The sequence below is a fragment of the Rhodanobacter sp. BL-MT-08 genome (assembly GCF_054161255.1).
In genome coordinates, this window is the sequence record NZ_CP167872.1 from 112987 (window position 1) to 135482 (window position 22496).

Annotated in this window: 21 protein-coding genes and 1 other annotated feature; of the genes, 10 read left to right on the forward strand and 11 right to left on the reverse strand. The window is 62.2% G+C overall.

From position 1 onward, the window contains the following. Position 1 precedes the first annotated feature (1 nt). Entirely contained in the window at positions 2-1225 is a 1224-nt protein-coding gene (locus ACDK93_RS00485) for an IS91 family transposase (RefSeq protein WP_458070637.1), read from the forward strand. A gap of 598 nt (positions 1226-1823) precedes the next feature. Here the strand turns inward: ACDK93_RS00485 and ACDK93_RS00490 are convergent. From ACDK93_RS00490 to ACDK93_RS00510, 5 genes are all read right to left on the reverse strand, one after another. Next, a complete protein-coding gene (locus tag ACDK93_RS00490; RefSeq protein WP_458070638.1) occupies positions 1824-4946 on the reverse strand; it encodes a type I restriction endonuclease subunit R in 3123 nt (1040 codons plus the stop codon). A gap of 286 nt (positions 4947-5232) precedes the next feature. Further along, entirely contained in the window at positions 5233-5742 is a 510-nt protein-coding gene (locus ACDK93_RS00495) for a hypothetical protein (RefSeq protein ID WP_458070639.1), read from the reverse strand. Further along, positions 5739-6452, reverse strand: a complete 714-nt coding sequence (locus ACDK93_RS00500) for a DUF3800 domain-containing protein (RefSeq protein ID WP_458070640.1) — start codon at positions 6450-6452, stop codon at positions 5739-5741. Before ACDK93_RS00500 ends, ACDK93_RS00495 begins: the two co-directional genes overlap by 4 nt. Further along, positions 6449-7762: a restriction endonuclease subunit S gene (locus ACDK93_RS00505; RefSeq protein ID WP_458070641.1), complete on the reverse strand. Its 1314-nt coding sequence runs from the start codon at positions 7760-7762 to the stop codon at positions 6449-6451. Before ACDK93_RS00505 ends, ACDK93_RS00500 begins: the two co-directional genes overlap by 4 nt. Next, positions 7752-9353 carry an N-6 DNA methylase gene (locus tag ACDK93_RS00510; protein WP_458070642.1) on the reverse strand — a complete coding sequence of 534 codons (1602 nt, stop codon included), beginning with the start codon at positions 9351-9353 and terminating at the stop codon, positions 7752-7754. Before ACDK93_RS00510 ends, ACDK93_RS00505 begins: the two co-directional genes overlap by 11 nt. Positions 9354-9431: 78 nt before the next feature. Between ACDK93_RS00510 and ACDK93_RS00515 the strand changes: the two genes are divergently transcribed. The 4 genes from ACDK93_RS00515 (at position 9432) to ACDK93_RS00530 (ending at position 12393) form a co-directional block, all read left to right on the forward strand. Continuing rightward, a complete protein-coding gene (locus ACDK93_RS00515; RefSeq protein ID WP_458070643.1) occupies positions 9432-9758 on the forward strand; it encodes a hypothetical protein in 327 nt (108 codons plus the stop codon). Between the two features lie 174 nt (positions 9759-9932). Next, a complete protein-coding gene (locus ACDK93_RS00520; RefSeq protein WP_458070644.1) occupies positions 9933-10112 on the forward strand; it encodes a helix-turn-helix transcriptional regulator in 180 nt (59 codons plus the stop codon). Next, positions 10112-10891, forward strand: coding sequence for a conjugative transfer protein MobI(A/C) (gene mobI / locus ACDK93_RS00525; RefSeq protein ID WP_458070645.1), 780 nt, complete (start codon positions 10112-10114; stop codon positions 10889-10891). Before ACDK93_RS00520 ends, mobI begins: the two co-directional genes overlap by 1 nt. Beyond that, the gene (locus ACDK93_RS00530; RefSeq protein ID WP_458070646.1) at positions 10888-12393 is read left to right on the forward strand and encodes a YfjI family protein; all 1506 of its coding nucleotides are present in this window, start codon (positions 10888-10890) and stop codon (positions 12391-12393) included. Before mobI ends, ACDK93_RS00530 begins: the two co-directional genes overlap by 4 nt. 460 nt (positions 12394-12853) lie before the next feature. On the opposite strand, the gene ACDK93_RS00535 is transcribed toward ACDK93_RS00530, so the two are convergent. After that, positions 12854-13270, reverse strand: a complete 417-nt coding sequence (locus tag ACDK93_RS00535; RefSeq protein ID WP_458070647.1) for a hypothetical protein — start codon at positions 13268-13270, stop codon at positions 12854-12856. 480 nt (positions 13271-13750) lie between these two features. Between ACDK93_RS00535 and ACDK93_RS00540 the strand changes: the two genes are divergently transcribed. The 3 genes from ACDK93_RS00540 (at position 13751) to ACDK93_RS00550 (ending at position 14968) form a co-directional block, all read left to right on the forward strand. Beyond that, the gene (locus ACDK93_RS00540; RefSeq protein ID WP_458070648.1) at positions 13751-14104 is read left to right on the forward strand and encodes a hypothetical protein; all 354 of its coding nucleotides are present in this window, start codon (positions 13751-13753) and stop codon (positions 14102-14104) included. 278 nt (positions 14105-14382) lie between these two features. Further along, complete coding sequence (locus ACDK93_RS00545) at positions 14383-14664, forward strand: hypothetical protein (RefSeq protein WP_458070649.1); 282 nt, start codon at positions 14383-14385, stop codon at positions 14662-14664. 28 nt (positions 14665-14692) lie between these two features. Then, a complete protein-coding gene (locus tag ACDK93_RS00550) occupies positions 14693-14968 on the forward strand; it encodes a hypothetical protein (protein ID WP_458070650.1) in 276 nt (91 codons plus the stop codon). Positions 14969-15128: 160 nt separating this feature from the next. Here ACDK93_RS00550 and istB read toward each other — a convergent pair whose 3' ends face one another. Together istB and istA are read right to left on the reverse strand one after the other, a co-directional pair. Next, a complete protein-coding gene (gene istB, locus ACDK93_RS00555; protein ID WP_458070651.1) occupies positions 15129-15884 on the reverse strand; it encodes an IS21-like element helper ATPase IstB in 756 nt (251 codons plus the stop codon). Between the two features lie 13 nt (positions 15885-15897). Then, positions 15898-17394 (reverse strand): IS21 family transposase, encoded by a 1497-nt coding sequence (gene istA / locus ACDK93_RS00560; protein ID WP_458070652.1) that lies wholly within the window; start codon positions 17392-17394, stop codon positions 15898-15900. A gap of 425 nt (positions 17395-17819) precedes the next feature. Between istA and ACDK93_RS00565 the strand changes: the two genes are divergently transcribed. Beyond that, positions 17820-18134: a hypothetical protein gene (locus tag ACDK93_RS00565; protein WP_458070653.1), complete on the forward strand. Its 315-nt coding sequence runs from the start codon at positions 17820-17822 to the stop codon at positions 18132-18134. A gap of 488 nt (positions 18135-18622) precedes the next feature. On the opposite strand, the gene ACDK93_RS00570 is transcribed toward ACDK93_RS00565, so the two are convergent. Continuing rightward, positions 18623-19450, reverse strand: a complete 828-nt coding sequence (locus ACDK93_RS00570) for a hypothetical protein (protein ID WP_458070654.1) — start codon at positions 19448-19450, stop codon at positions 18623-18625. 282 nt (positions 19451-19732) lie between these two features. Here ACDK93_RS00570 and ACDK93_RS00575 point away from each other — a divergent pair. Continuing rightward, positions 19733-20964 (forward strand): IS3 family transposase gene (locus ACDK93_RS00575; RefSeq protein ID WP_458070655.1). Its coding sequence is split into 2 segments (ribosomal slippage): positions 19733-20021 and positions 20021-20964, totalling 1233 coding nucleotides; the frame shifts between segments, so codons are not numbered across the junction. After that, positions 20011-20127: a sequence feature (AL1L pseudoknot), on the forward strand. (Overlaps the previous gene by 117 nt.) On the opposite strand, the gene ACDK93_RS00580 is transcribed toward ACDK93_RS00575, so the two are convergent. Next, positions 20940-21641: a hypothetical protein gene (locus ACDK93_RS00580; RefSeq protein ID WP_458070656.1), complete on the reverse strand. Its 702-nt coding sequence runs from the start codon at positions 21639-21641 to the stop codon at positions 20940-20942. The two genes, ACDK93_RS00575 and ACDK93_RS00580, sit on opposite strands and share 25 nt — an antisense overlap. A gap of 23 nt (positions 21642-21664) precedes the next feature. Next, positions 21665-22486 carry an SDH family Clp fold serine proteinase gene (locus ACDK93_RS00585; RefSeq protein WP_458070657.1) on the reverse strand — a complete coding sequence of 274 codons (822 nt, stop codon included), beginning with the start codon at positions 22484-22486 and terminating at the stop codon, positions 21665-21667. Positions 22487-22496: the final 10 nt, after the last annotated feature.

The window sequence follows — 22496 nt, forward strand, 5'->3', positions numbered from 1 at the left end:
CGTGCAACGCCCCCTCCTTGAAGTCGCCGATATCTTCCGCGCCCACGGACCGGCCTGGCGCCGAGCCGAGCACGGTCACGTCAGCCTGGGCCAGCTCAAGGTCATGTCGGCGATCGAGCAGTGTCGCAGCGCCGCACTCGGTGGCCATGTGCTGCAGTGCCCTGCCTGCGAGCAACCCCAGATCGCCTATAACTCCTGCCGCAACCGGCATTGTCCCAAGTGCCAGGCCAGTGCCGCGCAACGTTGGCTCGCTGCACGCCAAGCCGACCTGCTACCGGTGGACTACTACCACGTGGTCTTCACCCTCCCGGCACCGATCAGCGCCATCGCCTACACCAACAAGGAGGTCATCTACAGCCTGCTGTTCGAGATTGCCGCGCAGACGCTGCGCACCATCGCCGCCGATCCACGGCATCTGGGTGCGCGCATCGGAGCGACCCTGGTCCTGCACACCTGGGGCTCGGCACTGACCCACCATCCGCATGTGCACGGGATCGTGCCCGGTGGCGGCCTGGCCCTCGATGGCGATCGATGGGTGGCCTGCAAGCCGGGGTTCTTCCTGTCGGTGCGCGTGCTCTCGCGGCTGTTCCGGCGGCGCTTCCTCGAAGAACTCCAGGCGGCGCATCTTCGCGGACAACTGCAGTTCTTCGGCGACACGTCCGCACTCGCCGACGCCACGGCCTTCGCCCAATGGCTCGTGCCGCTGCGCCGGTGCGAATGGGTCGTCTACGCCAAGCGTCCCTTCGCAGGACCGGCCGCTGTGCTCGCCTACCTGTCGCGCTACACCCACCGGGTCGCGATCGCCAATAGCCGGCTGGTTGCCTGCGACGAGCGCGGCGTCACCTTCCGCTGGAAGGACTATCGGGTGCACGGCAGAACACGCTACAAAACGATGACCCTGAGCACCGATGAGTTCATGCGCCGATTCCTGCTGCACGTGCTGCCCAGCGGCTTTCATCGCATCCGCCACTATGGGCTACTCGCCAACTCCGGCCGCGCACAGAACATTGCCCATGCACGTACGCTCCTGCAACAGCCGGCTCCACCGGTGCAGGCCGACGTGGCACCAACCTCTGCGGTGAACGAATCCACGCAGACCACCCCTGGTGGATCCGTGCTGGCCACCTTCGTGTGTCGGCACTGCGGCGCACCCATGCGTGTCATCGGTATCCTCGCCCGTGCGCACCACATCCGCGCACCACCATCGTTGCCGTCTCCACCATGAGCGACCGCCGCTCCCACAGACAACATGCTCCATCGACACTTCTTCGAACCGTGCCGGTGCGGACGCCCTTGGTCTTCTGCCCGGAAACCCTCGCTTTTGGCATGCATCACTGCCAGTACAGCGTGCGTTTGCGCTTCCATGTTGAGCGCCACGCCGCATGGGGCACGCCACCCGCCGCCGCGATCGTCACTTCCGACGGTCATGTCAGGATTCAAACCGCCATAGCTCCTCGCCTCGGCTGACCACCTCAGCACGCCACCGCGGTTTCCTCCATCGAGGATTGTCCAACACCTGCCCGCCAGACGCCCCCGCGAATGGACACTTGGCGCGCGTGGGCAGGTGTCGAACAATCCTTAACAGAAAGAGACCGTCGGTCGGATGGTCATCTGGCTGCCGGCGCTGGCCAGTTCACCTACCGGAAGTGGTCAGTTGTGATGGCAATGCCTTGTCAATTTGTTGGCAATACGCACTCAGTGATCAAGCCTAGCGAGCGGTCCTCGCTCCGTGGATGGAAGAGCGAGACACCACGACGCCTTCATTCGATCCTCTCGACTGAAGTGCTCGCGTGGCTGATCGGTGCAAATCCGGAACACGAACGTCAGTTGCGCGCGCGATCCGAAGCCCACGTATCAGCCAGCAGCTCCGCCTGCGCGATCACTTTTTCTGTGGCTTCCGCCTGCTTGTCGGGTGGATATTTGTGGATAGCCAGGAGCACCTTGACCATGGCGACCATGCGGGCGCGGGCATCCTTGCGATTCTGCCAGTTGATGGTGGCGGACTTGCGCAGCTTGTCGGTCAGCTCCTGCGCCAAGGCACGCAGCACCGGATGGCCTAGCTCCCTGACGGCCGACTCGTTCTCAATCAACGCCTGGTAGAACGCAAACTCCTCGTCGGTCATGCCTTCCGGCGGTTTGGCGGCGTTGATCTCTTGGGCCAGCTTGATCAGTTCCTCGATCACCTCGACCGTGGTCAAGCCGCGATTCTGGTATTTGATGATCGCCTCTTCCAGCTTCTTCGTGAATTCCTTGCCCTGCATGGCGTTTTTCTGACCACGTGCCTTGATCTGATCGGCCAGCAACCGTTCCAGCAATTCAGCGGCCAGATTCTTGGTCGGCATCGCTTGGATCTGGGCAAGAAAGTTTTCATTCAGCAACGAGATGTCGGGCTTGGCCAGACCGAGCGTGGCGAAGATGTCGTTGACGCCTTCCACCAGCACACCCTTGGCAACCAGCTGCCTCAACGCGGCCTCTTTTTCCACCCGTGAGCGGGTCTGCCCGGCACGGGTCAGCTTGATCAGGCACACGCGCACCGCCTGGAAGAAAGCGATTTCCTCGCGTACCGCCATCGCCGGTGCCCGGGTGCCGGCCAACGCCTGCGCTGTGGTGAGCTTGGCCACCTGATCAAGGTAGGCACGGACGCCGCGGTTACGCCCCTTCGTGTCCGGTTCGGGATCATGCTGCAGCACGTGTTCCATTGCCGGCCCCAGCAGTGCCAGGGCCTTTTTCGGATCCTCGAAACCACTGCAGTCAAAGCCGTGGAAGAACTCCTTGCGGACCACGTCCAGGGTATCGAGCAGCACGTGCAACGCCTGACCGGAGGTATCAACCGGCTCGCGTTCGGCGCCGGAATCCTTGGTGTACTGCTTGATCGCTTTCTTCAGTTCTTCGCCGATACCGATGTAGTCGACGATCAGGCCGCCGGGCTTGTCTTTCCAGATACGGTTGGTACGGGCAATCGCCTGCATCAGGCCGTGGCCCTGCATCGGCTTGTCCACGTACAGGGTGTGCACCGGTGGTGCATCGAAGCCGGTCAACCACATGTCACGCACGATCACCAGTTCCAGCGGGTCGTCGGCATCCTTGAATCGCTTCTCCAGCATCTTGCGCTGGGGCTTGTCGCTACGGTGCGGCTGGAAATGGAGCGCATCAGCGGAATTGCTGGTCATCACCACCTTGATCTTGCCCTGGGTGATGTCGTCACTATGCCAGGCGGGGCGTAGCTTGATGATTTCGTCGTATAGGCGCACCGCCGCCTCGCGCGAGATCGACACGATCATGGCCTTACCGTCGACGGATTGCTTGCGCGCTTCCCAGTGGGCAACCAGGTCCGCCGCCAATGTGGCCAGTCGTCCTTCGGCCATGGCCAGCGCTTCGAGCCGGGTATGGCGGCTACCCGAGCGGTTCTGTTCACTTTCGTCCTCGTCGTCGGTCACTTCAAGGAACTCGTCCATCAAGGCTTGCTTCTCGGCCTCGTTGAAACGCAGCTCGATGATCCGCGACTCGTAGCTGACCGGCACCACCGCCTCGTCATCCTGCGCGGCGATCATGTCGTACACGTCCACGTAGGTACCAAACACCGCCTCGGTGTCTCGATCGTCCAAGCTCACCGGCGTGCCGGTCATGCCCAGATAGATCGCATTGGGCAAGGCGTCGCGCATGTACTTGGCCAAGCCATACCGGGTCTTTCCGGTCGTGGTGTCCAGATCTGCGCGGAAGCCGTATTGCGTTCGGTGCGCCTCGTCGGCGATGACGATCACATTGGAGCGCTCGCACAATGCCGGCATCGTGCTCTCGCCGGGACGCGGTGCGAACTTGTTGATGGTGGTGAAAATCAACCCGCCAGCCTGCACCTGCGAAAGCTTGTCGCGCAGATCCTCGCGGCTGTCGGCCTGCTCGGGCGTACCGCGCAGCGACCAACGGCAGTCCGCAAACGTCTCGAACAACTGCCCGTCCAGATCGTTGCGGTCGGTGACCAGCACCACGGTCGGGTTGCGGAACTCCGGGTGGTCGCGCAGCGCCATCACATAGAACAGCGCCAGCAATGACTTGCCCGAGCCCTGGGTAAACCAGATCACGCCGCCCTTGCCATCCTTGCGGTGGGTCAGCGCCTCCACCGCACGCGCCACCGCCTTCTGCACACCGTGGTACTGATGCCATTGCGCAATGATCTTGAAGCTGGCCCCACCGTTGGCGCCGCCGTAGGCGACAAAACCGCGGAAGAACGTGAGCAGGGTTTGCGGTTCCAGCAGGCCGCGAATCAGTACCTCCAACTCCAGCTGCACCTTGGCCACTTTCTTGCCATCCAGCAGGCGCCAGCGCGAGTAGCGGCCGAGGTCCGCCGTCAGCGAGCCGTAGCGGGCGACCGTGCCGTCGGAAATCACATTGAATAGGTTGAACCAGAACAGCTGCGGGATATCCGCCTTGTAGGTCTGGATCTGGTTCCAGGCACTTTGAATGTCGGCATGAAGATCGGCCGGGTTCTTCAGCTCGATCACCACCAACGGTAGGCCGTTGACGAACAGCACGATGTCGGGACGGCGCACCTTCTGGCCGTGGATGGTGAACTGGCGAACCGCCAGCAGGTCGTTGGGTCCGGCAAAGTCGATCACCGGCACGCGCAGCACGGAGCGCCGGCCATCGGCCTCGATCCGTTCCACCGGCACGCCGTTGCGCAACCAGTCGTAGATTTCCCGGTTACCGTCCACGGTGGACTGCGCGCCGTAGTCGGCAAGCCGGGCGACGGCTTGCTCGACCTCGGCGTGGCCCAGTGTTGGGTTGAGGCGCGTGATGGCATCGCGCAAGCGCGGCGCCATCACCACGTCGGAGTACCGGCTTCGTGCCTCGTAGGTACCGCCGGGGGACACATCGTCGCCGTGCAGGCAGGTGTAGCCCAGACCAGCAAGCCATTCCAGGCAGGCGTCTTCGAGGTGGTTTTCGTTCATGCGTCCTGCCCCTGAAACTTGTTCGATAACAGCCGCCGCAGGCACCCGAAAATCAGATTCTTGAGGCCGTTAAACGGCTTGCACCTAAATGGCAAGTCATTGATGCAATGATGAAATATATCTCACGCCGGCGAGACTGGGCCCAACACCAAAATGGACCAGGCCTTGTCGGGATCATTCCTGCCAAGCCTTCGATTCATTGCCCGTCCATCTCACTATGTGTAACATCACGCCAGCTCATCAACCACGTGTTGAAGGAGTAACGAGGCCGTCCCTAGGGGCGGCCTCAGCCTTTTTGGGCACTCCAGAATTCGGCCCAGCGTCGGCGCAACTTGCCCTGCCGGTGCGGTTGCTCGACACAGTACGCGGTCCAAGGGAGCACGAAGTCGCCGCGATCGGCCACCACGACGACATAACTGAAGTCGTCGAGTGCAAGCAGATACCGATCCTCACTGCCCCGGCGCTCCTTCCACCAGACCAGCCGACACCCGGTCGTTTTGGGCGGCGCGGCATCGAACTCATCCATCATCGGTCGCGGCCAGGCGATGCGTTCGCAGCGGCGGAAATCCGCCAGACGTTCCGCTTCTCCCTCGCCCTCTGAAATTATGTGCCAGAACGTGGCGCTCTTCCCTGCATGCTCAGGGTGCCGCTTGAGGCCGACGCGCTTGCCGACCCAATGCGGCGTGGACTGGACGAAATCCGCCACGAACTGGCGATGCAGGCGTTCAAGATAGACATCCCAGTCTCCATTCGAATCTTCAAACAGAAACAAGTCAGGCAACCATTCACCACTCATGCGGCGACTCCGCCGCCACGGCCCCGCCACAGGAAGAGGTTGAATTTCGGTTCACGGAGCAACGTCGACCGGGTGAGCGCATACCCGGTACGTTCGCGAATCCGTGCAATCAACGCCTCCTTGCCAGCGTTTCCCGCCAGTCCGCGGTTGACGTAACCCACCGCTCCCAAGAGCAGATCCGACAGTTGCAGCTGTTCGACGGCGTGGGACTCCACCACCTGCACGCGCTCGACGATCTCGCGCTTGAAGTCGTAGAGGTTGTTGCACAGCACGTCGTGAAGCTTGACGACCTTGCGTGCACTGCGGGTGTCCTTCTTGTCGAGATAGATGCGAAAGCAGGCATCCGGGCGAATCACCGGCTCGAGCAGCCCGAACATCATCTTGTAATACCAATCGTCATGGTCCTGACCGAACGCTTCGTGCTGCAACCCGGTCTTGTCAGCCACCAGCGCACGGAAATGCAGATCGTCGTCGTCGAAAAAGTAGTCAAGGTAGTCGCGATAGAACGCTACCTTGGCACCGGAGACCTTGCTCCACTTCACCTCGAAGTCAGGTGCCAGTCCATGGGCGACCTTGATCTCCCGCAGCCGCACCGCGATTTCCCTGGCTTTTTCGATCGGACACCAAGCAACGCCCAACACCATCACGCGCTGGCCATCGTTCGGCAGGTGGCAACTCTCGTCGCAATAGAGATTGAAGGTTTCGCTCATGCCACAGCCTCGGCGATGGCGGCCTCGGCCTCGGGCAGGCGCAGCTTGCCCGAGATCAGGCGAGGGAGAAGGGTGTCCCGAAGCGACGCTATTTCACGGGCCTGCAATGCGTTGCACACACGCTTATCCAACAAGCTACCGATCAGAGGCGAAACGGCATTCAAGAATTCGCTCGAAGGCAGCGCCAATCGAGCTTCCGTCAGATGCCTGCGCTGAATGTGCCCCATTGTGGTCGCTTTGTTCGCAGCAGTTTCTCGGAAACTCGGTAGGAAATGTTTTGTCGCTTGGTAGCAGAACCAGTTGGGAACTTCACCCGAAGTGATCTTGAACAAGTGCTGGTTCAATGCGCCGTCGCCACCGCACCAAAATTCGACCTCCAACGATCCGGACCACGAGAACAGCACGTCTCCGTCTCGAACGATGTAGTCCGGTTTGAGCCGTGCGCTCGCCCGATCTGCACCCAAAGTGTGCCCAGCCCTGAGCTGAGCAATCTTGATCACAGGCAGGTACTCACTGTCACTCTCAGGCGGAAACCTCTGTAGCGCGAGTCCGTTGAGATAGGTGGCGAAAGAGTCTAGGGAGCGAACCCTCCAGCCCTTCGGAATCAACCCCAGCTCCGACTCCTCGAAATCGTTGGGGAACAGGGCGGCAGTGGCGGCGTCCATGCCTTCTGGCTCGCGGCCTTCGGCCTTGGCGCGCACGGGGTCGAAGTCCACGAACCAGGACTTGAACAGGGTCTGGGCGATGGCTTCGAGGGTGGTGTTGGTTTGGCGGAGGAGGTCGATGCGGTCATCGAGCGCGACAAGCATGTCAGAGATTGCTGCGCGAGTACTTTCCGGGGGAAACGGAATCGAGAGCGCCCTTAAATCCTTGAGGTTTATCGTAGTTTGAACTGTCGTGTTAGCGGTTGTGCCGAGCTGATGTTGGGCAACCGGCGAACGCAACACGAATGCGATCCAACGTGAAAGCAGATGATGCCTAGGACGGATCAGAGCAATTGCGCGCGCGATATTCCATCCTGCCTGCGCGTCCGGAACGACGGCGACTAGCCCGACTGATCCCACGATAGTGATCAACACGTCCCCGGGCTGCAATCGCGTTCGCTGATATTTCGCCTCAATGCTGGCGTCAATTCGCATTACGTCGGCCACATTGAGGGAATGCCCAGAAAAATTATTGACACGGAGCATAGGAGTGCCCGTCGGTGTCCCGACCCCAGGCTGCACAACGCCATACGTGACGTTGGCAGCGGTGAGCTCAGACAACGGCACCCATTCCCAGGTCTCGACGTCGCCGATTTCAGACGCCATAACCCAGCGCCCCCAACTTCTCCCGGATCACCGCGTCCAGCTGCGCGCCCTTCTCCATCTGCTCGGCTAGCTGCGCGGTCAGCCGCTCCATCTTCTCGCCGAACGCCTCGTCGTCATCGTCCTCGGCCACCGCACCCACATAGCGGCCCGGCGTCAGCACGAAACCGTGCTTAGCCACCTCGGCCAACGAGGCCGAATGGCAGAACCCTAGCTCATCGGCATACTCGTCGCCGTCGCTGAAGTCGGTGCCACGCCAGCGGTGATAGCTCTGCGCGATGCGCGCCAGATCCTCGTCGCTGAATTCCACCTGGGTGCGACTGATACGACCACCAGCCGCCTTGCGCGCGTCGATAAAGAGAATCTGTCCGCTGCGGTCAGTGCTGCCATTGCCGCCGGCTTTCTTGTCTCGAGACAGAAACCACAGGCAGGCGGGAATCTGGGTGTTGGAGAACAGCTGGCCGGGCAGTGCCACCATGCACTCCACCACATCGGCCTGCACCATGTTGCGGCGGATGTCGCCCTCACCTGATTGCTGCGAGGACATTGAGCCATTGGCCAGTACCGTGCCGGCACGGCCACGGCTGGAGAGGCGCGCCAGCATGTGCTGCAACCAGGCGAAGTTGGCGTTGCCCTTGGGCGGGATGCCATATACCCAGCGCGGATCGTCCTGCAGCTTGTCGCCGTCCCAGTCGGAGATATTGAACGGCGGGTTGGCCAGGATGTAATCGGCGCGCAACGCCTTCTGCTGATCGTTGGTGAAGGAAGAGCCATAGGCCTGACCCAGGTCACCGGCCAAACCGTGCACCGCCAGGTTCATCAGGCACAGGCGGCGGGTGTCCGCCATCAGCTCCTGGCCGTGGATGGACAGGTCACCTTTCTTCTTCAGGGTTTTCTGGTGGGCGTCCTTGAAACGTGACGACTGCACGAACATGCCGCCGGAGCCGCAGGCCGGATCGTAGATGGTGCCCTTGAACGGGGCGAGGATTTCGACCAGCAGGTTGACCACGCTCTTGGGCGTATAGAACTCGCCGGCACGGGCACCTTCCTTCAGCGCGAACTGGCCAAGGAAGTATTCGTACACTTCGCCAAACACATCGCGGCTGCCATGCCGGTCGGGGTCGAAGCTGAGCTTGGCCACCACGCCCATCAGCTCGCCGAGCTTGCCCGGCTCCAGCTCTAGCCGTGAGAATTCGCGGTAAAGCACACCCTTCAGACTCGGGTTCTCTGCCTCGATCGCGCCCATCGCCCGGTCCAGCCGTTGCGCCAGATCGGGCGCGGTGGCCTGCGCCAGCAATGCGCTGAAGTGGGCATCGGTGGGAACCCAGAACACGTTATCGGCGTCGTAGAAGGTCTTGTCGCCCACGAAGAGCGCTTCGCTCTCCTTCCGGACGGCGGCATCGTCGATGTAGTACTCGCCCTGCGGATCGGCGACGCGGTGACGGATCACCTTCGACTGGGCGTCGAACATGTCCGACACGTACTTGAGGAACACCATGCCCAGCACGGGGTATTTGTATTCCGCCGCCGACACCGAGCCGCGTAGCTTGTCCGCCGCGGTCCACAGCGTTTTCTTAAATTCTTCGTTCGTCATGCCTTCCCTGTTCCGTCACACATATATAGATGAGTCCTGTCAGCTCGGCGTAGCCAGCGAGGAAGACGGCATAGTGTCATGGCTGACGAGGACGAGGGCGAAACGCACGAGCACGCCCTCTCACTGCGCACCGTCTCGTTCGACCACTTCTTGACGGTATTTCTCGACAGACTGGTTGGGCATGAAATCTCGCCGATCGACATGTCATTCCGAGGCTTCATTCTCCGCCCCTTTGCGTATATCGCCATCGTATGCACTTCGTATTCCTGGTTGGGCAATCCCCGCAGGCCAGTGAAGAACACCCAGGCCAATTTTCAAACGGCAAACACGCTAAGCCGAGACTCGTCACTTTGGCAACCTTCAAATGACGGTCACGATTGGCTGAAGCAGGCAGTCACGCCGTAGCGAGTGATCACTCACATCATAGCCAAAGGGCCGAGGCAAACCCCGGGGCAGTTCATGCGTGCGCCTTCGTGCGCGATTTGCCTGATTCAAGGGCATAAAACCGACCCGACTTCTTCGATCGGCGGCAGCAGAATAACTCTCACGCAGGCCAGCCGGCCTGGATGGAGTGACATCATGAATAGAGACTACCGATTTCTCCGTCTGCCGGAGGTCATGCAACGTGTCGGCCTCAGGAAGAGCACTATCTACTCCCTTATGCGGCGTTCCAAATTTCCGAGGGCGCGGAAAATATCGGATCGCGCGATCGGTTGGGTCGAACATGAGATCGAGGCATATCTGCGAGGCATCCATTGATGGATCCCGCCGCCCGCTCAGAAAAAATCGGAGAACTTCGCGCGATCGTCACCGCTGTTAGGGCCGCGCTCGAAAACTGCGCTGACCTGATGTGGCAGATCCAGGACGACTTCCAGGCAGAACGCCGCGCGATCTTGGCCGCAGTCCGAAGACAACTTCAACGGGGCCAGACCTCCAATCTGCTGCTCTGCGTCCGGTGCCGACCTGGTCGGGTTCTCGGGGCCCCGACAGCCGACTGGAAGCGCATAACGGCCCGGGGCCATCGGGTTCAGCGGGCCAAGATGACCGTTGCCGAAAAGCGCCGCACCCCCATACCGGTAGGGAACGGCGAGGCTAGCCACATCAACATTTTTTCAAACACAATTCCTAAGAATAAAAAGCACGGATGGCGCAGGACGGACCTGGCCCGACATGCCCACCCTTCAGAATTGGAGCTTGTCTACTCGACCGAGGCGAAGCTCCAGCCTCTGCGAAAGCGAGTCGCTGCCCTGGCTGCTCGCGGAACCCGAGCATTGCAGGCGCTGTACCAACACGAGCGTGCCCTGCAGGCAGCAAAGGACGGCGTTGCCAGCACCACTGACAAAGTACCGCGCGGCAGTATGCCCAAGGCAGGTCTTGATTCCCCTGCTAGGGCGGTGGGCAACTTTGAACGGCCGCAGCTTCTGAATCCACAGCAGTCCAATTTGCCGGCTTGGGCAAACGAGCCGATCTCGAAAATCGATTCCGACACCATGTCGCTGGATATTTATCCTCGGCCTCAGCTGAGGAAGCCGGAATGAGCGCACCGCTGGGTAAGATCCTCACAGAACCGAGTGATGCAGGGCGCTCACCAAAAGCATTGCCTTCCCCACTGCCTGAAGTTCCAGCATTTGACGCGGAGTTGCTGCCCGAATCAGTTCGTGACTGGTGTGTCGATGCGGCCGAAGGTCTCTCCGTTCCTTTGGATTTCACCGCCGTGCCCGCCATGGTGGCACTGTCGGGAACGATCGGTCGCTGCATCGGCATCGCCATGAAACGGCATGAATCTTGGCATGAGCTACCGATCCTTTGGGGCTGCGTCGTGGGGCGGCCAAGTTCCGGCAAGAGTCCTGCCCTCGCGCCCTCGCGCCGCATGCTGGATCGTTTGGCGCGGGTCGAACGCGAAGCGCACGAGGTGGCCATGCGCGAACACGAGAAAAAATTGCTCATCGCAGACGCTCTCCGTGCGAACGCCAAAAAGGCGATCCAACGTGCATTGGCCAAGGGTGACTTAGACACGGCAACCGCCGCCGCGGGGAATGCTTTGCCCGATGGAGGTCCGCCGATCGAACCTCGCCTCGTCGTCAACGATGTCACGATTGAGAAGCTGGGCGAGTTACTAAACGCCAACCCGCGGGGCCTGGTGCAATGCCGCGACGAACTGGCGGGCTGGTTGGCCACGTTGGACAGGGAAGGTCGCGGGGGAGACCGCGAATTCTGGCTGGAATGCTGGAACGGGACAGGGGCCTACACAGTCGATCGAATAGGACGCGGGACAGTCCGTGTCGAGGCGTGCGCTGTCTCGATCCTCGGCGGCATGCAGCCGGGCAAACTCTCCGAGTATGTGCGCGGCGCAATCCGTGGCGGTTTCAGTGATGACGGGCTAATGCAGCGATTCCAGCTCGCCGTCTACCCCGATCTGCCACCGAGCTGGACCTACTCCGACCGGCCGACCGACCAAGCTTCGGAAGCGAGGGCATGGGCGACATTCCAGCGGCTGCGGGGACTGGATCCAGGTGCCGTCGGCGCGCAATCTCTGGACGGTATCGACGTGCCTATCCTTCGGTTCGACGACGAGGCACAGGAACTTCTGGTTTCGTGGATGAGCTCGCTGATGCATCGCCTGCGCATCGGCGACGAGCCGGCGTGGCTTGAGTCGCACCTATCAAAATTCCGGGCGCTGGCCGGACGGTTGGCCCTCGTCCTCCACCTGGCCGATGACCGCCGAGGCCCTGTCTCAGCAGCAACCTTGGCCACGGCGCTGCGCTGGTGTGAGTATCTGGAGGGGCATGCGCGACGGATCTACTCGCCAGCCTCAGACAACAGCGTGACGATCGCGCATGCGATTCTCAAGAAACGCCAAAAACTACCTGAAGGATTTACGGCCCGCGATATCCAACGACATGCATGGTCCGGTCTGGAGGAACGCGATGCCATCGTCTTAGGGCTGGAACGATTGGTCGAGCACGGCTATCTCGTCGAATCGGTCGCGCAGACCGGTGGTCGCCCCTCGGTGGTCTACTCGTGGTGCGCGTCGTTATGAAGCTGGCAACGGATCAATTCGGCGGCATGCAAAATTCAAATACCCACGGCAAAGGCACTGACAAAACCGACGAAAGCCCCTTTTGTCAGTTTTGTCAGTCGCGCAAGCGAGCGTCCATGGTGGGGCTCTGGCCGTGTCGTGAAAGCTCGCCGTCCGTCAGTCGGGGACGCCTAGGTGGCGGAGTGCCTCGTTCTCAGCCAGTCTGCCGCCATCAAGTAGATAATTAGCGGCAGAGTGCACGGCATCCTTGCCGTGCGTGCCGCCGAGATGCGCCTGCTTTTCGTCATCTGGAATCCTGCCGGGAATCGCGACGTGCTCGCCTGACGCGCTGTGCAACGCGTGAGTCGCTTCCCGGCGCCCATGCTCGGGAGATCGACTGATGGCTTCCCCTGTGGCAGAAGTTCCGAGGCCTCCTGATCAGCTGGGCTCACCCCTTGAACCGGTCGCTGCTGCACCGGCGCTAACGCGACGATCCATTGTGAGCCGGTGTCGTGTTGGAGGGAACAGACGCCGATGGTGGCCTGCCCGACGAAGCGTAGATGCAGGTCACACCGCCATTGGTAAGCACCACGGCATAGCGCAGGTCACAGTTCACCGCGGCGAAAAGGATGGGCAGCTGCTCATTGCCCCAGCGGTCAGGCAGGAAGGCGACCTTCTGGCCAGGCGTGCAAGTCGCGGCGGTGGCATCGGACTGCCAGCGGTGTACCTCGCAGACCTGCGCCTGGTCGGGCAGCGGCGATTGGTGCGTTGCAGGTGTTATCCGATGGCATCCCGACAGGCAGGCCATCGTCAGAACGGCGACGGCCCATGGACGTGAAGGTGTCTTTGCGCGCAACCGTGCGAGCAGGGTGGACTTGGGTAGGAGATGGTGGTGCATGGTAGGCCCTCGTGGTCGTGGTGTGGTTCGAGCAAAACACGAACGCCGGATAGCGCAAGGCCGCCCAACGAACCGGCGGACGCCAGATCGTTGATGGCATACATGCCGTGGGTTAGCCTCAACCCATGCGTAAAGCACCGCTCCCATTCACGCTTTGGCCCGGAGACCGCAGTGCCCTGGAACGCCATGCTGTTCATGCGGCGGCAGTCGGCGACCAGGACGCCCTGCGGGAGATCATGGCGACACTGAGATCTCGCGGAGAACTTCGCCCCGTGGAATCGATCCGGGCGACAGCCGGGTCGCCGGCGTCCTACCTCGTCGACGGGATGGGGTCGCACTCAGAGGTGGCGCAACCGGCGGACGGCGACTCCTCAGAGTCCATCACCTCAGCCAGCTGCATCGGTCGGAATCGCACGCTGTGAGATGGCTGGATGTTTCATTGGACGGCATCGCTCATGAAGCCCAGATCATGGAGTGCCGATGCATCCGTTCAAATTTACCTTAGGTGGAACCTCGCTCCTCAGCTGGCGCGGACTTGCCTATCTGCTGACGGGCCTCGTCGCAGTCGTTTCGACCGTCATGCTGTTTGGTCTCGCTACCCGGTGCTTCGCAGGGTTTGTGACCGACCCGACCGTGCTACTGAGATGGTGGCGGCACCCCCTCGCCTGCTTGAAAGGCCTCCCCTTCGGCACACTGGGAACGACGGTCGTCATCGTCGTGATCGTGGTTCCCCTGCTGGTGGTGTGCCGGCACATCGGCGCCTGGATCCTCGCCACCGTAGGGGGCTCTCATGCCTCCAAAGAATCCAAGCCGTCAGACGATGGGGGCGACTGATCTCCGGCGTTCGCGTATTTCTGGCCAACATATCTTGGCCGTCCGTCTCGGACGCCAAGGCGCGGGAGTGCTTCCTGGTAGCCAGTGGGCCTCCCATAACGAGGTAAGTGGTGGCGGATTGCCCTTCGTCCGCGCTGCTCGTCTCGGCGGAAATTCCAGGATCTTTGGCGTCTGCGGCCGTTCGGAGCAGTGACTTGCGCGACTGACGCTCAGTGCTATGACTGGGTCTCTTTTCAACGCGCATGGTCTCCATGAGATCGATCCACGGATTTCCCCTGATGCAGATTTATGCCGAGGCCTACCTGGAGCGGCTTGGCTTCTCCTACGAGCAGTTTGCCGCCGCTCCCATCGCGACCCTCTATGCCGCCGGTCAGCCGGACGCCATCGACATCATGCGATCGGGATATCGGCCGTTGCTGCCCAAGCAGGTCGCGCTGCGGCGAGCGCTGCAGGCGAAGTGGGAAGAAGAAGGTCATCCCGCCGAACCCCAGCGGCGGAGTCGGAGTGTGGTGCATCGACCAGTGGGTCTGGTCGGGCCTGGTCAGGGCGATGCTGGCTGAATAAGCGACAGTGAACCGTGGAGGCGTGATGCCGATCGTTTTCTTGATTGTGCCGGTGGTGATGATCACGATTTTTGGATGGGCGATTCGTTCGCTCAAGGCAAACCACGAGCGATGGAAGGCGCTGCCCGTGCTCCGGCAATACGTCGAGCGCCATCCGGATTGCAAGACAAGCCGTGGCATCAAGTGCTTCCATTGTGGATCGTCGAGCATCCGCAATTGGGGAGAGGGGCGCGCGGACAGTGGGTTGCGCACCTTCATCTGCAATCACTGCGGGGCCAAACTTTATCGCAGTGGGCCATGATGAACCCGTGGGCACGGCGGACGGGCGCTACCTCGACTCGCCAGTGTGCGTATTCCGGCGAAGCCGGGCCACGATTCCGCTGCATGCCGGGCCAGTGTTCCGGAGCACGCCGGCAGGGGGTGAAGCGGTGGGGGTAATGTCGCGTTGACGGGGTGATCCGTCAAGCATTCTGCGAAGCGTTGGCCTTCTTCGTTTCGGTTTTCTGTTTGCGCATGGATGCTCCGGTGAGAGCGAGCCGGTAACTGTTGTGCACCAGGCGATCGAGGATGGCGTCGGCGAGGGTGGGGTCGGCGAGATAGGCGTGCCACTTGTCGACGGGGAGCTGACTGGTGATGAGGGTGGACTTGCGGTCGTAGCGATCGTCGAGGATTTCGAGCAGGTCGCGCTTGAGCTCATCGGTCAGGGGCGCAAGGCCGAAGTCGTCGATGACCAGCAGGTCGGCCTTGGCGATGAGTTTCAGGAAACCGGCGCGGTTGCTCATGGCGCGGTAGCGGGCCAGTTCATCGGCGAGGCGCGGCAGTCGGAAGCAGCGCACGCTGCGGTCGGCGCGACAGGCGGCGTGCGCGAGCGCGCAAGCGAGGAAGCTTTTGCCGACGCCGCAGGGGCCGGTGACGAGGACGTTCAAGTGCTCGTCGATCCAGGCGAGGTCACGCACCTGGGCGAGCTGACGCGGATCGAGTCCGCGCGGGGTGCGGATATCGAGGTCTTCGAGGGCGGCGCTTTGTGGCAGCTTGGCCCAACGTAGGCGTTGCGCGAGACGGGCGCTGGCGCGTTCGGTGAGTTCGTGCTGGATCAAGAGTCCCAGCCGTTCGTCGAAGTCGAGGTCGCGGACTTCGCTGCCTTGATTGGCCAACGCGGCTGCCATGCCATTCAGGCGCAGCGCCTTGAGCTCGCGGATAAGGGGTTCGTGCAACATCGGTGCTCCTTGGTCAGTGGAAGTAATCGCCACCGCGCACGTTGGCGTGCATCAGCGGTGGCGTGGGTGGCGCGGGAGGCTCGTCGGGTGTGGCGATGAGGGCGCGCAGGGCGCGGTAGCTGAAGGCGCCCAGCGCCACGGCGCGCGCGGCGGCGGCTTCGAGTTGGGCAGGGCTGAAATCCTTGGCCAGGCGCAGGATGCCGAGGCTGGCGCGCAAGGCCTCTTCGGGATGACGGCGGCGCTGCGCCAGCTGGGTGAGCACCTCCACCGTGGCCGGGCCGATGGCGAGAGCGCGCTGCATGAGCTTCTCGTGGGAGAGCTCAACGACGGCGCTGTGCCGCTCGGGCCGGTGCGCTGCCTCGGTGGTGAACTGGCCTCGCTGGGCGCTGCGTCGATGCGTGGCGACGCGCACCTGCCGATGGAGGATCTCGACGCCGCGCGCCGTGAGCCGCACGTCGACCGTCTTGCCGACCAGGGCATGGGGCACCGAGTAGAACGCACCATCGACTTGCACGTGGTAGTCCAGGTGCACCTTGGCCTTCTTCCACTGGGCAAACTCGTAGGGGTGCGCCGGCAGCGGACGCAGTGCGGCGCGCTCCTCGGCCTCGAACAGGGACTGGCGGTTGCCCTCGCGCTGCTGGAACGGTTTGGCGTTGAGCTCGGCCAGCAGCGCCGTGATCGCCTGGTTGAGCTCGGCCAACGAGAAGAAGGTCAGGTCGCGAAGGCGTGCCAGGATCGAACGCTCCACGATCAGCACGCCGCCTTCGACCTTGGCCTTGTCGCGCGGCTTGCGCACGCGCGCCGGCAGGATCGCCACGCCATAGTGCTCGGCGAAGTCCTGGTAGGACGGGTTGAGCGCCGGCTCGTAACGGCACGGCGCCACGACGCCCGACTTGAGGTTGTCCGGCACGATCGCCGCCGGCACGCCGCCGAAGAACGCCAGCGCGCGGGTGTGCGAGCCCAGCCAATCCGGCAGCGCCTGCGTCCAGGTCGCCTCGGCATAGGTGTAGTTGCTGGCCCCGAGCACGGCCACGAAAACCTGCGCCTGGCGCACCAGGCCGGTCAGCCGGTCGGTGACCGGTATCTTCTGGCCGGCGTAGTCGACGAACAGCTTCTCGCCCGGTCGGTGGGTCTGGCGCAGCACCACGTCCTGCCGGCCCAGCCAGCATCGATACTGCTCGCAGAACTCGCTGTACTGCCAGCCATCGGGCTGCGCAGCCTTGTACTCCTGCCACAGCAGCATCCGCGTCACGCCGCGACGCTTGAGCTCCGCATGCAGCCGAGCGAAATCCGGCGCCGGCGTCTTCGACAACGGCACCTGCCGAAAGTACAGCCGGGCGTACAGCGTCTCCTCGGTAAGCTCGACCGGCAGTGGCCAGACGAGGCCGGCTTCACGGCAACGCCGGACGCAGTCCTGCACCGTCGAACGTGCGCAGCCGATGGCGACGGCGATCTGGCGGTCACTGATCCCTTCGGCACGCAGCCGAAGCACTTCTCGAATCTTGCGCACGGGCAACCTTTGTTGTGCCACCGCTGCTCTCCTTCGAACTCGAAAAAGAGCGCACGGTAGCCAAAGTCAACGCGCTTCACTCACCCCTGCCGGCATGCTCCGGAACGGTGGCCCGGCATGGAGCGGAATCCTGGCCCGGCATGTGCCGGAATCGGTGGCCGGCATAGAGCGGAATACGCACCAGTGCCCAGCGCCGCGACTGCTCCACGGCCGGCGCCGAGGCTTGACCGTCGAGGCCGGACGCCGAGGCTACCTCGGCACACAGCTAGGTGCCACGCGTGGAAATCCCTCGCGATCGGCGTGGGAGCGGGATCTGCGATCCCTGCCCTTGGCAGATCGCTTGCGCAATCCGGCGAGTGTGCTCTTTTGGCAGTGAGCCCCGTCGCGCTCGTTGTTACACCCTGGCCCCACAAGGAGAACGTCCCATGCACGATCAGCAACCCATCACCCCCATCCGCAAGGATCGCCACTATTGGCTATGCCTTGCCGTCGGCACGCCGATCCTGATCGGTGCCCTTCTGATTCTGGCGCTTGTGGGATGGGCAGTTTTTGGATTTCGCGCCGACGCGGCGCCCCACCTCTGGATGCACAACGTGCTCCTTCTCTTCCCGTTGGTCCTTTACGGAGGCCTGGCCACTGCACTGGGTGGAACCTTGCTCTGGATCGTGGGCCGGATCGTCTTCGCTTTGGGTGATGGCGTCATCGAACAATTTCGGCGTGTGTGTCAGCGTTCGATCTGACGACGCCTTCTATGGTCACGGCGCTCAGCGAAACGGCCAGAAGCAGGGCTGCGACCGCCGCACATGGACGTCTGAATGACGGCATGGATATCTGCGCCAGCTCTCGGTGCATATCCCATTCCAAACCGGCCAGCCGAAATGGTCCGTAACCGGCCATCCGTAACGATCTGAAACCGGCCACCGGAAATGGTCTGAATCCGGCCACCTGTAACGTCAGGAAAAGCACCACCCAGATGAGGGTGGTTCGTCGACGTGCAGGTTGCTAGGGAGAGCAGTGTGCACCGCAACGCATGCAACACGCGACTGAAGGTCACTGGCCAAGCTACCGACCAGTATGATTAGCCTAAGGCCGACGCCGACCGGCAAAAGCCACCCGAAACGGTCGTTGAACGCCTGAGTTAAGCCGGGGCCGCTGAGTGGGCGCGGCGATAATTAAATCATAGCGAGCCGGCATCGACGCGTGGGGACAAAGAAGTTGAGTTGTGTAGTCACGGGTGCGACCGCTGCATCGTGAGCCGCCGCAGGTACATGCCCGCGGTCACCAGCACCACGTGCAATCGGAAGGTGCTGTGGTCCTGATCGGACAGGCCCGGGTGCGCACCCTGCGTGTGGAGCATCTTGAATAGGCCGTTGACGTAGTTCTTGCCATCGCCCGACCACTCATTACTGCTGGCATCCAGGAACCGTTCGGTCGCCAGCATGGCGCGACGGTTCTCCGCGGTGGGTAGCTGCGAGGCCTGCGGCGAATCGATGTGTCTGGCGATGTCGTCGAACAGCCCCTCCATGAAGACACGTAGCTGTCCGTTGCACGAGGCCCAATCGCCGCGGGTATGGGCATCGATTGCCTGGTCGAGATGGCCGAGCGGCGTGGCGAAGCCAAACTGCTTGAGCAAGTGGTGCACTTCGTCATCCGTTGCCGGCAGCTGGATCTCGCCGGGCAGCGCGGCGCGGATGGACGCGCGCTGGCCGCTGTTCGCGGGCGGCACCAGCACGAAGCCGTCGCGCGCCAGTCCTCGCAGGAAGTCTGTATGAAGTGCGTCGGTCGAGGCCGGTTGTGCCAGTTGCGCCGCTTCGCGTACGACCGCTTCCGCCAACGTCACAGGCCCGTCCACGGTCTGTAGCACTTGGTCGCCTCGCGCCACCACGATTTTGCCCAGCACCGCGATCTTCTTGCCCACGCTGATCGTCGTGTCCTGTGATACGTCGTTTTCGAGCCCGAGGCGCACGACCATTTGATTGAACCGGGCCTGCGTGTGTTGTTCGAGCAGCTCCGTCGCGGCAACGACGGTGGGGCGAGAGAAGGGGCCTTGGCGCATGGGTCGGAAGAGTTCCTGGGCAGGCGTTAACGGGAATGACGAATCGCGAGCAGCTAGGGTGTGTGGCGTGCGAGGAAGTCTCGGAGGACCTCGATGCGAATGGCCTGGACGCTGACCAGTTGCGGATCCCAACGACACAGCATGCCGGTCACTTGAGCCATGGCGGGGGACCACGGTTGACCCGTCATGTCGCACTCGACACGACGCGTATTCCACAGCAACGACCCACTCATGAACCGCCCCGGGATTTGAGGAGGCTCCAACTCTTGAGAGAATGGAGCCATGAACAAGTCCACGAAGTTTTCCCCTGAGGTCCGCGAGCGAGCAGTGCGCATGGTGCAGGAGCACCGCGGAGAGTATCCATCGCTGTGGACCGCGGTGGAGTCGATAGCGCCGAAGATCGGCTGTGTGCCGGCGACGTTGCTGGGCTGGGTCCAGCGGCACGAGGTCGACACCGGCGTTCGCGGCGGCGTGACCACCGCCGAGGCGCAGCTCGTCAAAGAACTCGAGCGCGAGAACAAGGAGCTTCGTCGTGCCAACGAGATCCTGAAGCTGGCCAGCGCGTTTTTTGCCCAGGCGGAGCTCGACCGCCGACTCAAGTCCTGAGGAACTTCATCGACGAACATCGGAGCACCTTCGGGGTCGAGCCGATCTGCAAGGTCCTGCAGATCGCCCCGTCGGGATATCGAAGGCATGCGGCGCGCATCCGGGAGCCGGAGCAGTGCTGTGCCCGAGCCAAGCGCGACGCGATGCTGGAGCCGGAGATCGAACGTGTCTGGAGGGGCAACATGCAGGTCTACGGTGCCGACAAGGTCTGGCGGCAGTTGGGCCGCGAGGGGATGACGGTGGCGCGGTGCTCGGTCGAGCGCTTGATGCGGCGACAAGGCTTGCGCGGTGTGAGGCGCGGCAAGGTGGTGCGCACGACGGTCAGCGATGGCAAGGCGCCGTGCCCACTGGACCGGGTCAACCGGCAGTTCCGCGCCGAGCGGCCGAACCAGCTCTGGGTTTCGGATTTCACCTACGTCTCGACCTGGCAGGGCTGGCTCTACGTGGCCTTCGTCATTGACGTGTTTGCCAGGCGCATCGTCGGCTGGCGGGTCAGTAGCTCGATGCACACGGACTTCGTGCTCGATGCCTTGGAGCAGGCGCTCTACGCACGTCAGCCTGAGCGTGACAGCAGCCTGATTCACCATAGCGACCGCGGGTCGCAATACGTTTCCATCCGCTACAGCGAGCGACTGGCCGAAGCCGGCATCGAACCGTCGGTGGGCAGCAAAGGCGACAGCTACGACAACGCGCTCGCGGAGACCATCAACGGCCTCTACAAAGCCGAGCTGATCCACCGCCGAGCACCTTGGAAGACCAAGGAGGCGGTGGAGCTTGCCACGCTGGAATGGGTGGCCTGGTTCAACCACCACCGCCTGCTCGAACCCATCGGCTATATCCCACCGGCCGAGGCCGAGGCAAACTACTACCGGCAACTCGCCAGTCAGGCAGCCGCAGCGGAGGCCTGACTTAAACCAAACAGCCTCCACGAAACCCGGGGCGATTCACTCATGCCGGGCGGCTCGGACAACGGCGCGCCGCCGCTCGGCTTCACGCTTTGAGCCTTTTCCGTCGAGTAACCGACCAGCACGTAATTGACGTGCAGATCGTTAACCGTCGGCGGGTTGCGCTCCTGTGCGATCAGCCTGGTGGCGTGGCTGGCCAGGGTGTTGAAGTAGAAGTGTGAACGCTGTTGTGGGAAACCCGCAACGAACAGCAACTCGCCGGCCACCGGCGCATGCTGCTGCGCCAGCCGCGAGGACGGGACGGTGATCGCTTGATGGGGGCGTGCATTCCACACGTGGTCAGGGATGTGCCAAATCGCCGCGTCGACGGGATGCTTTTCGATTCCCGTGGGCGCGCCGACAAGACGAAAGACATCGTCGCACCCATGAAATTGGTGGGCGAACTGGCGGGTTTGCCAGTCGCCCAGTACATGCTCGTTGCTGATCAGCCAGCGCTTGTCAGCAAACTCCAGATAGCTGCCGGTGCCTTCCAGCGCGCCGTCGTCGTTGCTGATCGCGTGTGAGATCGGTGTGACGTACGGCAGGCAATAGTCCTGCATTGCCTTGGCGGTCTCGCAGCACAGCGCGTCCCACCAGGCTCGCAGTTCGGGGCTAACGTCGTCTCGATGAGCTATTTCCACGGTTCGGTCCTGGAGGCACGCCCTCAGGACGGACTTGTTGCCGCTACCGCCGAGCTGACGAGCTCACCCTCAAACATCTTGCCAATATTGAGCAAGCCGCAGTCGTGTGCGTACATTCCCCGTAAAAGCCATATCGCTCGCCAAAGCTCATTGTCTTCCGGAAGATTTTCGACGTTCAAGCCCAGACTGATGGCCTCTGCCGCATCTATTACAGACCCGTGCGAGTGATAGTGATCCCGACTTGCCAATTTCCGGACGGTGTCGTCGATGAGCTCCGCTCGATCCTTCATCATTCCTGTGGAAAGCAGCGCGCCAGCAAGCTTCATTGTCTGACGTTTGAAGGTTTCCGCCACTTGCAGCTCGATTGCGTTCACCGAACCGGGCGGTGCATTGATGACAAATTCGACTGGCACATTGTTGAACGATGGATCGATTGGACCCAGCTCAGACGAGGCACCCATAACGATGGTATGGCCAGCGAGCGCCACCACCGTGCCGTTACTCTTAGCCCTTCGCGGCACAAACACGCGCAAATCGGGCGCTAGAGTTCTCAAGATTGAACAGACCTTCTCTGTGGCATCTGTCATGCCACCACCGGTCTCCAGCAACAAATCCACTCCTCCACGCTTACATCCGCGCAAGAGCTCGATCAAATGCTGGTCATCCCCCCCATCGATCTGGAGGGTGCAGCGATCGACATCCGTAAAGTAGACAATCAGATCGCGTCCGGTGCGTTCTTGTATGTCTCGAATCAACAACTGCCGCAGGTAGCGATCTTTATTGGCTACCCAATATAAAGGAGACTGCTTGGGTAATGCTCTTGCGCGGGGGAAGGACTCTTCCATGAGGCTGACC